The 12,631-nt window shown below is 67.2% G+C and carries 8 protein-coding genes; 5 read left to right on the top strand and 3 right to left on the bottom strand.

Features of this window, described 5'->3' with window-relative positions:
* Positions 1-8: 8 nt before the first annotated feature.
* Positions 9-2,054: a TonB-dependent receptor plug domain-containing protein gene (locus METFAM1_RS0118090; protein ID WP_232419809.1), complete on the bottom strand. Its 2,046-nt coding sequence runs from the start codon at positions 2,052-2,054 to the stop codon at positions 9-11.
* A 172-nt stretch (positions 2,055-2,226) separates the two neighbouring features.
* On the opposite strand from METFAM1_RS0118090, the gene METFAM1_RS0118085 reads away from it, so the two are divergent.
* The 5 genes from METFAM1_RS0118085 (at position 2,227) to METFAM1_RS0118065 (ending at position 7,172) form a co-directional block, all read left to right on the top strand.
* Positions 2,227-4,281, top strand: coding sequence for a M3 family metallopeptidase (locus tag METFAM1_RS0118085; RefSeq protein ID WP_024300826.1), 2,055 nt, complete (start codon positions 2,227-2,229; stop codon positions 4,279-4,281).
* Positions 4,282-4,291: 10 nt separating this feature from the next.
* The gene (locus METFAM1_RS0118080) at positions 4,292-4,870 is read left to right on the top strand and encodes a DUF4124 domain-containing protein (RefSeq protein WP_024300825.1); all 579 of its coding nucleotides are present in this window, start codon (positions 4,292-4,294) and stop codon (positions 4,868-4,870) included.
* A gap of 103 nt (positions 4,871-4,973) precedes the next feature.
* The gene (gene xth, locus METFAM1_RS0118075) at positions 4,974-5,732 is read left to right on the top strand and encodes an exodeoxyribonuclease III (RefSeq protein WP_019916896.1); all 759 of its coding nucleotides are present in this window, start codon (positions 4,974-4,976) and stop codon (positions 5,730-5,732) included.
* On the top strand, positions 5,729-6,391 hold the full coding sequence (locus METFAM1_RS0118070) for a Crp/Fnr family transcriptional regulator (RefSeq protein ID WP_019916894.1): 663 nt from the start codon (positions 5,729-5,731) through the stop codon (positions 6,389-6,391). The genes xth and METFAM1_RS0118070 overlap by 4 nt, the downstream gene beginning before the upstream one ends.
* A 13-nt stretch (positions 6,392-6,404) precedes the next feature.
* Positions 6,405-7,172 carry an amidohydrolase family protein gene (locus METFAM1_RS0118065; RefSeq protein WP_019916893.1) on the top strand — a complete coding sequence of 256 codons (768 nt, stop codon included), beginning with the start codon at positions 6,405-6,407 and terminating at the stop codon, positions 7,170-7,172.
* Between the two features lie 59 nt (positions 7,173-7,231).
* Here the strand turns inward: METFAM1_RS0118065 and METFAM1_RS0118060 are convergent, their stop codons facing one another.
* Together METFAM1_RS0118060 and METFAM1_RS0118055 are read right to left on the bottom strand one after the other, a co-directional pair.
* Positions 7,232-7,522, bottom strand: coding sequence for a hypothetical protein (locus METFAM1_RS0118060; RefSeq protein ID WP_019916892.1), 291 nt, complete (start codon positions 7,520-7,522; stop codon positions 7,232-7,234).
* 7 nt (positions 7,523-7,529) lie between these two features.
* Positions 7,530-12,623, bottom strand: a complete 5,094-nt coding sequence (locus tag METFAM1_RS0118055) for a filamentous hemagglutinin N-terminal domain-containing protein (protein WP_019916891.1) — start codon at positions 12,621-12,623, stop codon at positions 7,530-7,532.
* Positions 12,624-12,631: the final 8 nt, after the last annotated feature.

Below are 12,631 nucleotides of genomic sequence, written 5' to 3'. Positions count from 1 at the left end.
GCGTCATGTCAGAAGGACCAGACCGCCTTCACGTAGGCGCCGCGTTCGATCGCCAGTGAAGAGGACGGCAGCGTGTCCGCCGCGTAGTGCACGCGGCGCGCGTGCAGCAGGTTCTGTCCGACCAGCGACAGTTCGAGGCCGCTTCGCGGCGTCCACGCCAGACGCAGGTCAAGACCGGTGAGCGAAGGAATGTCTGCCGGCTCGACCCGGCTGGTGTGGCGCAGCCAGGCGTCGAACTTCAGGCGCGGCGTCAGGTTCCACAGCGAACGCAGCGAAAGGCGGTGTCGCGCATCGGCGGAGTAGATGAAGAAGTTGGTCAGCGGAATGTCGGCGCGAAAGGTGCGGTCCAGCGCCGTCGAGTCGGTGTAGGTGTAGGCGCCGTGCAGCGACCAGTCGGTGCGCGGGCGATAGTCCGCAGCCAGTTCGAGACCGTGCGCGCGACTGTCGTCGCTGGCGCGCACTTCGAACTCGGCGAGCAGGGTCGGGGCCGGCAACGCGACCACGCCATTGAACACATTGACGTACTCGGCCTGATGGCGGTAACGCGTCGCGAAGGCGGCGACATCCACGGTCAGCGGACCGCTGCGGTAGCGGTAACCGAGCTCCAGCGAAGTGGCGGTTTCGCTGCGCATGTCGCGGCCCCCGCCAGCGCTGCGGATGCGGAAGCCGCCGGCCAGCGGCGGCTGCGGGAAGGGGCCGAGGTCGGCGTTGAAGTCGCGCAGCGCACGCGACGGCTGGCGCGTGGTGCGCGACGCCGCCGCCCAGACGCTGTGCGAGCCGTCCGGCGTGAATATCAGGCGTGCGGTCGGCTGCACTTCCGGTTTGTCCAGATTGCTCTCCTCGACGCGGGCGCCGAGCACCAGGTGCAAACGCTCCGGCAACAGCGTGATGTCGTCCTGCACGAACACGCTGGTCCAGGTGGTGCTGCGGCTCGGCGGCCGGATGAAACCGCCGATCAGCTGCACGTTCAGCTGGTCCGAGGTATGGCGATAGCTGGCGCCCCAGATCACGTCATGACGACCGCCCCGCGGCTCGCGTCGCTGGAAGTCGATGTCCAGCGTATTCCGCGCGTCGTCGATCGGGCCGACCGCGTTGTCGACGGCAAAGCTCGAGTGCGCGTAGGACACCTGCAACGAGTAGTCGGCACCGCTGTCGGCGATGCCGGCGTAACGCATCAGCAGATGGTTTTCCTGCGAATCGAGACGGCCCGGTATCGGCGCACCGCCGAAGGTGTAACGCGTCAGATCGAGTTCCTCGCCATGCCGCGTGCTGCTCGCCCCGGCCTGCAGCGTGAAGATGTGCCCGCCACCAAGCCGGCTTTCCCAGAGCAGGCCGCCGGCGGTGTTGCGTCCGTCGTCGTAGCCGGCCGCGCCATCCGGTCGGTCGCTGGCATCGCTCAGGCGGCGCTTGGCCCAGATGCGTCCGCTGTGGCTGTCGCCGACGCTGAAGCCGTGACGCACGGCGAGCCAGCCGCGCTGTTCCGTGCCCGCCGCGGCGCTGACCAGCGTGCCCTGCGTGTCCTGCGCGCGGCGGGTGATGATGTTGATGACGCCATTCATCGCATTGCTGCCCCACAGCGCGCCGCCCGGCCCACGCACCACTTCGATGCGTTCGACGTCCTCCAGCATCAGTTCGCGGTCTTCCCACACGGTGCCTGAGAACAGCGGCGTATAGACGCTGCGGCCATCGACCAGCACCTGCAGCTTGTCGGCGAAACGGCTGTTGGCACCGCGCAGCGAAATCGCCCAGCTACCGGAGGAAATGCGCCCGACCTGCACGCCCGGCGCCATCTGCAGCGCCTCCGGCACCGATGCTGCACCGGAGCGCTCGATGTCCTCGCGGGAGATGACGAATACGGCCGCTGGCGTGCTGCGCAAGGACTGCGGCTTGCGGGCGGCGGTGGTGACCTTGATCTGCAGCAGGTCTTCCAGCGCCAGCCCGGCCAGGTCGGCGCTCTCGTCATCCGCGGCAGCCACCGACGACGCGCAGCACAGCACGAGCACGCAGGCGCGCACGCGCAGGGAATCAACTCGCGTCGGACGGTGTCTTTTCATGGCTAGGGCTTCTGTTTGCGGCCCCGTCTCCGGACGCGGCTTTATTCTTCATCTGCTTTCGGCATGGAAATGCCCAACTTGAGTGAGCGGCGCGCAGAGCGGGCTAGAATCCCCATTGAAATCCGCGCGCGACCGCCGCACGTGTCAACCCGTACCGAACCGTCCGCACACCATGACCACGAATCCATTGCTCGATTTTTCCGCCCTGCCCCGCTTCGATGCGGTGCAGCCCGAACACGTGGCGCCGGCCATCAGCGAACTGCTCAAGCGCTATCAGGCGCTGATCGACGACCTGACCGCGCGCCCTGAGCAGCCGACCTGGGACAGCTTCGCGGCGCCGATCACCGACATGGGCGAACAGGTGAACCGCGCCTGGGGCGTCGTCGGTCACCTGCACGGCGTCAATGACGTGCCGGCGTGGCGCGAGGCCTACAACGCGACACTGCCCGACATCACCCGCTTCTACAGCGCGCTCGGCCAGAACCTCGCGCTGTTCGCCAAGTACAAGGCGCTGCGCGAATCCGCTGAGTACGCGAAGCTGTCGCCGGCGCGCCAGCGCATCCTCGACAACGAGGTGCGCGATTTCCGCCTGTCCGGCGCCGAGCTCGCCGAAGATCAAAAGCCGCGCTTCAAGGAAATCCAGGAAGAGCTGGCCGCGCTGTCGGCCAAGTTCAGCGAGAACCTGCTCGACGCCACCAACGCCTTCGCCGAATACATCACCGACGAAGCGCTGCTGGCCGGCCTGCCCGAGGACAGCATCGAGGCGGCCCGCGAAGCGGCCCAGCGCGACGAGCGCGATGGCTGGAAGTTCACGCTGCACATGCCGTCCTACCTGCCGGTCATGCAGTACGCCGACAACCGCGAACTGCGCGCCCGCATGTACCGCGCCTACGCCACCCGCGCCTCCGAGTTCGGCGAGGCGGAGCGCGACAACACGCCGCTGATCGCGCGCATCCTCACGCTGCGCGCCGAGGAATCGAAGATGCTGGGCTTCGCCAGCTTCGCCGAACTGTCGCTGGTGCCGAAGATGGCCGACACGCCGGAACAGGTAATGGACTTCCTGCGCGACCTCGCCGGCCGCGCCCGTCCGCACGCGCAACGTGACCTGGATGAGTTGCGCGCCTTCGCCCGCAACGAATTCGGTCTCGACGAGCTGCAACCCTGGGACATGACCTGGGTGTCGGAAAAGCTGCGCGTTCAGCGCTACGACTTCTCCGAACAGGAGGTGAAACAGTACTTCCCCGAGCACAAGGTGCTGGAGGGCCTGTTCCGCGTGGTCGAGGGGCTCTATGGCGTCACCATCAAGTCGGACAGCGCGCCGGTGTGGCACCCGGACGTGCGCTTCTTCCGCATCGAGCGTGCCGGCGGTGAACTGGTCGGCCAGTTCTACCTCGACCTCTATGCACGCGACACCAAGCGCGGCGGCGCCTGGATGGACGAGGCAATCACCCGTCGCACGGTCAGCGGCGGCGTGCAGACGCCGGTCGCATACCTGAACTGCAACTTCCCGTCGCCGGTCGGTGGCAAGCCCGCCACCTTCACTCATGACGACGTGATCACGCTGTTCCACGAAAGCGGCCACGGCCTGCACCACCTGCTCACCCGCGTCGACGACCTGCCGGTGTCCGGCATTCACGGCGTCGAGTGGGATGCGGTCGAGCTGCCCAGCCAGTTCATGGAGAACTTCTGCTGGGAATGGGACGTGCTCTCGGGCATGACCGCCCACGTCGACAGCGGCGAGCCGCTGCCGCGCGCGCTGTACGACAAGATGATCGCCGCCAAGAATTTCCAGAGCGGCATGCAGACGCTGCGCCAGATCGAGTTCTCGCTGTTCGACCTGCGCCTGCACCACGACTTCGTGCCCGGCGGCGACAAGACCCTGCTGCAGCTGCTCGCCGAAGTGCGCGACGAGGTGGCCGTGGTGCGCCCGCCCGAGTGGAACCGCTTCGCCAACAGCTTCAGCCACATCTTCGCCGGCGGCTATGCGGCCGGCTACTACAGCTACAAGTGGGCCGAAGTGCTGTCGGCCGACGCCTTCGAAGCGTTCGAGGAGGCGCGCAGCGTCGCCGGCACCGTGCTCGACACCGCCACCGGCCGCCGCTTCTGGGACGAGATCCTCGCCGTCGGCGGTTCGCGCCCGGCGCTGGAATCGTTCAAGGCCTTCCGCGGCCGCGAACCCAAACCCGACGCGCTGCTGCGTCACAGCGGCATGGTGGCCGCGGCCTGAGGAGAAGATGATGACGCTGCGCAGACTGATCTGCGTGACCATCGCCGGCGCCTTATGCGCCGCGCCGGCCCTGGCCCAGACCTACAAGTGGAAGGACGCCCAGGGCCGCACCCACTACTCGGACACCCCGCCGCCGGCCGACGCGCGCGCAGCGACCGAGAAGAAGCTGCAGCCCAGCGTGGTCGAACAGGGGCTGAGCTATGCCGAACGCGAGGCGATGAAAAATGCGCCGGTCACCGTCTGGCTCGGCAACGAGTGCGACACGCTGTGCGAATCGGCGCAGGCGCTGCTGAAGAACCGCGGCATCGCCTACAGCGAACAGCGCATCACCACCGAAGAGCAGAAGCAAGCCTTCGCCGCCCGCTTCAAGGTGAAGGAAGCCCGCGTGCCCGCCATCGCCGCCGGCGCCGACCAGCTGATGGGCTTCAGCGCCGACGCCTGGACGCGCCTGCTCGACCGCGCCGGCTACCCGGCAAAAGGCAGTGCCAAGCCGCAGGCACCGAAGCCGGCCGCCGCGGCGCCCGAAGCGCCGGAGGGTGCTGCCGCCGAGGGCAACGGCCAGACCGTGGAGCCGCCCGCGCCGCGTTGAAGCGCCCGCCTGGCGCAACTGTTCAGTGCCCGGCGCAGATGGGACAATGCGGCGGCCCTGCGAGGCCTCGCCCGCTCACCGTCTGCCCGCGACACCGATACCGATGAAGATTGCCTGCTGGAACGTCAATTCGCTGAAAGTCCGCCTGCCTCACCTGATCGACTGGCTCGCCGCCGAGCAGCCCGACGTGGTCTGTCTGCAGGAAACCAAGACCGAAGACGCGAACTACCCACGCGCCGAACTCGAGGCGGCCGGTTACCACAGCGCGATCAGCGGCCAGAAAACCTATAACGGTGTGGCCATCCTGTCCAAGCAGCCGGCCGAGGACGTGCAGATCGGCATCCCCGGCTTCGACGACGAACAGAAGCGCGTCATCGCCGCCACGGTCGATGGCGTACGCATCGTGTGCACCTATTTTCCGAACGGCCAGGCGGTCGGCTCGGAAAAGTTCGAATACAAGATGCGCTGGCTGGTCGCGCTGACCGACTGGCTGCGCGACGAACTCGCCCGCCACCCGCAGCTGGCGCTGCTCGGCGACTACAACATCGCGCCCGAGCCGCGCGACGCGCACCCGGACTGGAAGGACGAAATCCATGTATCGCCGCCGGAACGCGCCGCCTTCGCCGGCCTGGTCGCACTCGGTCTGACCGACGCCTTCCGGCTGTTCGAGCAGCCGGAGAAGACCTGGTCATGGTGGGACTACCGCGCCGGCGCCTTCCGCCGCAATTTCGGCCTGCGCATCGACCACATCCTGCTGTCGGCGCCGCTGGCCGCACGCTGCACTGCCTGCGTCGTCGACAAGGCACCGCGCAAGCTGGAACGCCCGTCCGATCACGCACCGGTCATCGCCACGCTGTCATGAACGGACACACCGACGCCCTCACCGCGATCTATCCGCTGCTCGCCGGTCTGTCGCCCGAGGCGCGCACGTTGATCGAGAAGGAAGGCCGCGCGATGGAGGTGCCGGCCGGCACCCGCATCTTCGACGAGCACCAGCCCTGCGGCGGCTTTCCCTTCGTGCTAGAAGGCCAGGTGAAGGTGGCGAAATCGTCGGCCAACGGCCGCGAACTTCCGCTCTACCGCGTGCATGCCGGCGAAACCTGCGTCATATCGAGCGCCTGCCTGCTCGGCCACATCGACTACAACGCGCACGCCGTCGCCGAAAGCGCAGTCAAGCTGCTGGTGCTGCCGACCTCGCTGTTCGACCGCCTGCTGTCGGAGCCTGCTTTCCGGCAGTTCGTGTTCGGCCTGTTCGCCGAGCGCGTGGCCGAACTGATGCAACTGGTCGAAGCCATCGCCTTCCAGCGCCTCGACCAGCGTCTGGCCGCGCTGCTGCTCGGCCACGGTCAGACCCTGCACACGACGCACCAGCAACTGGCCGACGAACTGGGCAGCGTGCGCGAAATCGTCAGTCGTCTGCTGAAGAGCTTCGCCGAACAGGGCCTGGTCGCGCTCGGCCGCAACCAGATCGACATCCTCGACCCGGCCGGCCTGCGCGCGCTGGCCGCCGAGCGCAAATAGGACGGCACCGCACATGAACAGTACCGCTCTGCCCGACGTGGAGGGCGGCATTTTCGACGCCCACCTGCACATCATCGCCCCCGGTTTTCCGCTCATTCCGAACCAGGGCTATACGCCGGATTTCTTCACCGTCGACGACTACCTCGCCCGCGCAAAACCGCTGGGCATCACCGGCGGCGCCGTCGTATCCGGCAGCTTCCAGGGCTTCGACCAGACCTACCTGCTAGCCGCCCTCGCCCGCCTCGGCCCCGGCTTTGTCGGCGTGACGCAACTGCCGGCCGACACACCGGACGACGTCATCCTCGACCTCGATTCAAAGGGCGTGCGCGCCGTGCGCTTCAACCTGCAGCGCGGCGGCTCCGAAGACGTATCGCACCTCGAACGCATGGCGTTGCGCGTTCATGAACTGTGCGGCTGGCACGTCGAACTCTATGTCGCCAACCGCCACCTCGCCGGCCTGCGCGACCTGCTCGCGCGTCTGCCGAAAGTGTCGATCGATCACCTCGGACTCACCGCCGAAGGCTTCGACGATCTGCTGTGGCTGGTCGAGCGCGGCGTCAAGGTGAAGGCGACGGGCTTCGGGCGCTGTGACTTCGACGTTGCTGAGGCGCTGCGCCGGATCGATACGGTGAATCCGGACGCGTTGATGTTCGGGACGGATTTGCCGTGTACGCGGGCGCCGAGGGTGTTTGAGGAATCGGACATCGCGATGACAAACCGGGCTGTCCAGACGGATGGGATATTCCGGCGGAACGCGATTCGCTGTTATACCTCGGTCTAACTCAAACCCGCGGCGATGAAATCAGCGCGCACCGCGGCAGCGGTTCAGCTCAAGGCCATCTAAAGCCCTTTCAACGGCTCCCATAAGATTCTCAGAGCATAGGACCTCGCCTCATCCTCCGTTTCAGCATCGAACACCTCATAGTCTTCATTCGACAGTAGGCTTCGCCACGAGACCGCGGGATCGCCGAAGCCATGGCGAAGCTCCTCTCTCAGCCTCTCCAACTTCCCGCTGGACTGGGCCGTACGCCGATATATCTTGATCGCAGCGTCCTCGGACAGGCCACTGTCGACGTTGAACACTGTCCTGAGCATATGCACAACGTTTTCGAAGCTATTCATGTCCTTCATTTTGACGTCAGTGCGGAGCAGGGTAGACCGTAATCGTCTCCCATACTTGTTTGCTTGGGTTGAACTCATAGATGCCTTGCGCGCTGCGCAGGTTATCAACTCTCTGGACAGGGCCCATGACTGAGGCGTTAGATCCTTTGTTTGCGGTCGCTCCGATGCGCACATAACCACGCCCGAGGTTACTTCCGAGGTCGCCAACATCGGCTGCGTCGACTCGCACGACCGTCTGGCCTGGCTGCCTGGCAATCGCCCGCTGCAACGCGCCCCCTTCCCGTATGGCTTGATCCGCGAAGATCAACAGATCATCACTGTGAAAGGCCGATGACAGAGGTGGGATTGGTCCCACCGCCGTATTTGGCTTTACTCCCGTTCGTGCGCGAATGGCCAACTGACCATCGGTTACAGAGCCCCCATGAACAGAGAACGCGTGCCCCTCGGGATGTGACGTCAGCGCATCGAGATATTTGTTCTCCCTGCCCGCTACAGCGCTCAACACCTGTCCCGACTTGCTCACCGGAACAGTTGATCCACTGACTAGCCGCAGCAGCTTCTGCCCACCCACCTCAATCACCCGCGCAACGAACTGCCCTGCCTGGGTCGTCAGCACCGCGCCGACGGCCAAGTCCTCCGGGCCCGGCAGCACCAGCGATGCGCCGGCGGCGGACAGCACGACCACCTTGTCGATGTTCTGGGCGGTGTTTGCGCCGACGTAGTGGCTGCTGCCCTGCGGTGAGAACTGGTAGGCCTCGGGGTCGGGGCCGAAGTCCTGGCGCACGACTTCGGCCGACAGGGGGCGCGCCATCAGGCGGTCGTAGAGGGCCAGGTTGTAGGCGATGGCTTCGGCGTTCTGCTGGGCGCCGAGCCAGGGGTTCTCGGGGTCGATGCCGCCCGGAAGCTGCGCGCCCAGGCCGAGAGGCATGGCTTCGGTCATCAGGCGGTAGTAGTCGGTGCAGTAGCCGGTCGTTTCGCACGCGACGCGCGCTTCGGCCAGCGCCTGCTTGTTCGCCTGCGACAGCTGGCCGAAGTCGGCGTCGACCGCTTGCAGGCAGGCGGCATCGCCGCCGCAGGCATTCTTCGCGCTGGCGTAGCGGTCCTGTTCCGGGTGTTTCAGGAAATTGAACAGGGTCACGTTCTGCGCGGCGAAGGCGCCGGCCAGCGGATCGCCGCCGGCGGCATCGGCAACCGCTCCGCCCGCCATCATGCTGAGCGCGGTCAGCAGCGCATGGCCTTGCGCCGTTCCGCTCAGGCCCAGCGCGTCATCGAGCGGACGTTCGATCAGCGTGGCGGTCATTGCGCCCAGTGCGCCCGCCATCGGGTCGCCGCCGCGCGCGGCTTCGGCGAGCGCGCCCAGTGCGCCATGCGCGAGCAGGTGGCCGACGCTGCCGTGCTCGCCGAACACGCCGTCGCCGATCAGGCCTGCACCCAGGGCTGAGGCCTGATTGACGGCCGAGTAGAGCAGCGCGGCTTCAAAGCTGCTGCCGGTCACCTCGCCGATCAGACCGGAGGTCAGCGCTCGTGCGGCGTAGCGCTGCAGGGGATCGTTGAAGGTCGTTCCGGTCCATTGTGCCGATCCGGCACTGAGGCCGGCAGCCAGGCCGCTGTTCAGCGCGTTGCCGATGTCGAGACGACCGCTGGCCACCATCTGGCCAACCGACGACGAGATCGTCTGTGTCACGAAGGCGCTGGCCATGGTGTTGCCGAAACCGGCCGCCCCCGCCGAGGAGGCCGCCGCAAAGGCCGAGCCGGGTGAGGCGAAACTGCCGATGAAGGTGGACACGTCCATGCCTATCATCGAGGCGACCAGGAAGCTGGTCGCCAGCCCCATCACGTCGCTGAAGCCGAAGTCCTTCTCGAAGCGGTAGTGCAGGTCGTCGCGCGCCACATCACGTACGAAGCGACTGCCCAGTTCTTCGGCCAGTTGTGCCTCGAAAGCCGCACTGCGCTGCACGGTGTCTTCCGCGCCGTCGCCGAGCAGACGGAACTCGCCCGACAGCGACTGGATGCGGTCGACGTCGAGCGCCCACTGCGCAGCCTGCATGAAGCCGCCGGCCTGCACCTGGCTGCCTTCGACGATCAGCGTGCCGCCGTCGACCTTGAATTCTTCGTAGTAATAGGCCGAGCGCTTGCGGTTCAGCAGTTCGTCGGCGGTGATCGACAGCGTTCCGTCCGACAGCACGAAGCCGGTGTTGTCGACGGTATTGCCGACGATGACGATGCCGACATCGGCATCGAGCAGGCCGCCTGGAATCACCGCAAGCCGGGATTGCCAGTCCTCCGGCAGATAGATCCACGGGCGAAGTGCGCCATCGCGCTCGACGTACCAGAGGATGGGCGACTTCAGCAGCGTCTGCTGCGCCTCGCCGAGCGCCGACCCCATCGGAATGCCGTGCTCGACGGCGAACGCAAAGCCGTTCGCCGCCAGCAGCGTGCGCTGCTGGGCCTCGGGCGATTGACCGGTCAGCGGGTCCCAGCTCAGCCCGGGCAGTATCCAGCCGCGATGCGTGGTCGCGAGCAGCGCGTTGCGCAGCGCCGCGGCCTCCTCTTCGGGCGTCAGCGCGAACGGCGCGCTGCTGGCGAGGTTCGCCAGCAGCAGACGCATCAGTGCAGCACCGCTGTAATCGCCCGGTGGCACGGCAAGGCTGCCGTGGGCGCCGTAGGCGGCGACATCGATGGCGGCCGGCGGCAGCGACAGCTCGGCGGTACGGTGGTAGTAGTCCGCGACGAGGTCGAAGCCGTTGCGGATGTGGTCGGCGCGGACCGCCATGCTGCCGGCGTGGATGCTGCCGGTATTGACGAAGGAGGACAGCGCTGCCGGAACGTTGTCGTGGCTGCCCGCCCCCTGGTCGATCAGCCGGGCGAGCGAAGCCAGCAAGAGTACTGAGCCATCCACCGACGGCGCCGGGGTAGTCGGCGGGAGCGTTCCTCCACCCGGCGTTCCGCCGGCCCCGCCATCCGGAGGCTGGCCGACGGAAAAGTCCGCCCCCGCCTGGATGATGCCCGGCAGCACGCCCAGTTCGACGCTGCCGGATGCGCTGCGCATCCAGTCGATCGGGTCGAGACAGACGTCGGTACTGGCATCGCCGCAGCTGCCGTCGTCGCCGAACTGAGTGTCCGGATCGATCAGCGAATAGCGGGATGACCAGATCGCGCCGTAGCGCCTGTCTTCGTTCAGGAAGTCGGGCGCGGTGATGTCGATGCGTCCGCCAGCGAGCACGCGCGCGCCGCGATTGACGAAACGCTGCGTGCTGACCGTCAGATCGCGCCCGGCCACCATGGTCGCCGGCGCCGCCGGCTGTTCGATATCGGCGCTGCAGACGCCGGCATACTCGGTGCGGCAGCCGTCGAAGTACTCGTAGGCGACCTCGACACGACGCGTGTCGACCCGCGTTTCGTTGCGCACCTCTTTCGCTACGATGGTCAGATCGCGGCCCGCTTCGATCACCGACGCATTGGCGAAACGCGCGTCGAGCAGCACGTGCAGATCCCGGCCGGCCGCCAGCGTGTCGCGATTGACATAGTCCTCCGTGCCCGACCCGCTCCTGTCTGCGGTGCCGGCGAGCAATTGCGCGCGCAGCGTTTCGTGATCGCTCAGGATGTCCGGCGCGTCGAGCAGGTACAGGTCACTCGCCGCGCGGAACAGCCGTCCGCTCACCTGCGGCGGCTCATGTTCGTCAGGCACCGGCGCGAACAGGAAGAGGTCGCGCCCGGCCGATGCGTTACCGGACGCGGCGGACCGCTGCGGTTCCTGCCACAGGAACAGGTCACGCGCTGCGACCAGCGAGCCGCCCTCGTTGTCGGCCGCATTCACGAACAGATCGAGTCCGGCCGACATCGTGCCGGCGTTCAGCATCTGCACCGGCGCCCGCTCATCATCAATCGCGCGACTGGAATGAGCGCCGGTCAGATGGCGCTGATGGTCGGGCACGCGAACGGATGCTGCGGCGGCGTTCATCGTGCCGCCCGAGCGGATGACGCCCGTGTTCAAGCCCATCCTGAGACCTGACATCGACAGCGCGCCGCCGGCCTCGATGCGCCCGGCGTTGCGCAGCGCCGCCCAGCCGTCCGAGTTGTCGCCAACGAAGCCCAGACCGATGTCGCCCTCTGCGATCAGGCTCGCGGCCGCCGTGAGATCGAGACTGGTGCCGACAAAGCGCAGATGGCGACCTGCCTCGACCGATGCGGACAGTGCCGAGTCCATCGCGCCGATGTTGTAGAACTCGACGTCCCGCCCGGCGTTCACCGCGCCGTCGAGCAGCACGGTCTGGCGCGACGCAATCAGGATGTCGGCGGCTGCGAGCAGCGGCGCGGAGGTACGCACGCCGATGTTCTCGCCCATCGCGATCAGCTGGATGCTGCCGGCGCTGACGGTCTGGCCGATGTCGATGGCGATGAAATCATCGCTGCCCTGCGGATACGCCGCGAGGTCGTCCGGCACCAGCGACATGCTGTCGACCACGGCCCGGCCGGCGAACAGCTTTGCGTCGCCGGTCGTGCGCAGCTCGCCGCGCGTGCGCACGGTCTGCGCGATCAAGTCGATGCGCGCCGCCAGTGCGGCCAATCCGTTGCTGCCGATGTCGATGCGGCCCCCGGTCACGTCGAAGCGCAGAGCCTCGTCCGCCCAGACCGGCCGACCGGTCGTCAGCTGCACATGCGGCGTGCCGATGAATCCGCAGCCGTCACAGGTGATGCCGTTCGGATTGGCAATGATCAGGCGCGCCGGCTGCCCCGCCACCTCGACCTGCCCCAGCAGCGCGCTCGGGCGATTGCCGGTCACCTCGTTGAGGATCAGGCTAGCCGGCACCCCGCCGAGGTTCGTGTTGCCCGGCAACGCACCGGCCAGCGCCGACGTCGCGCCGGTCGGTGCATTGTTCAGCACCAGGCCACGCGCCGGCACATCGAAGGCCGACCAGCGGTTGTGCGATGTGCCGCGCGCATCGGCGGCCACGATGTCGACGACTGACACGCCTCCGACCGTCCCGACGCGCGCCTGCTGATGCGCGGCCGCCGTCGCGTCCGGCGTCAGGTCGGCACGCACAGGCAGCGACGCCACCAGCATGACGACGGACATCCATGCCGACAGGCTGCGACGGATCGAACGCATGTGGGCCT

This window comes from Methyloversatilis discipulorum (genome assembly GCF_000527135.1).
GTDB lineage: Bacteria > Pseudomonadota > Gammaproteobacteria > Burkholderiales > Rhodocyclaceae > Methyloversatilis > Methyloversatilis discipulorum.
This window is presented reverse-complemented; position numbering and strand designations above follow the sequence as displayed.

Excerpts from the sequence above, each read along its gene's own strand:
- METFAM1_RS0118090 (WP_232419809.1), bottom strand. The coding sequence starts at position 2,054 with ATGAAAAGACACCGTCCGACGCGAGTTGATTCCCTGCGCGTGCGCGCC.
- METFAM1_RS0118085 (WP_024300826.1), top strand. The coding sequence starts at position 2,227 with ATGACCACGAATCCATTGCTCGATTTTTCCGCCCTGCCCCGCTTCGAT.
- METFAM1_RS0118080 (WP_024300825.1), top strand. The coding sequence starts at position 4,292 with ATGACGCTGCGCAGACTGATCTGCGTGACCATCGCCGGCGCCTTATGC.
- xth (WP_019916896.1), top strand. The coding sequence starts at position 4,974 with ATGAAGATTGCCTGCTGGAACGTCAATTCGCTGAAAGTCCGCCTGCCT.
- METFAM1_RS0118070 (WP_019916894.1), top strand. The coding sequence starts at position 5,729 with ATGAACGGACACACCGACGCCCTCACCGCGATCTATCCGCTGCTCGCC.
- METFAM1_RS0118065 (WP_019916893.1), top strand. The coding sequence starts at position 6,405 with ATGAACAGTACCGCTCTGCCCGACGTGGAGGGCGGCATTTTCGACGCC.
- METFAM1_RS0118060 (WP_019916892.1), bottom strand. The coding sequence starts at position 7,522 with ATGAAGGACATGAATAGCTTCGAAAACGTTGTGCATATGCTCAGGACA.
- METFAM1_RS0118055 (WP_019916891.1), bottom strand. The coding sequence starts at position 12,623 with ATGCGTTCGATCCGTCGCAGCCTGTCGGCATGGATGTCCGTCGTCATG.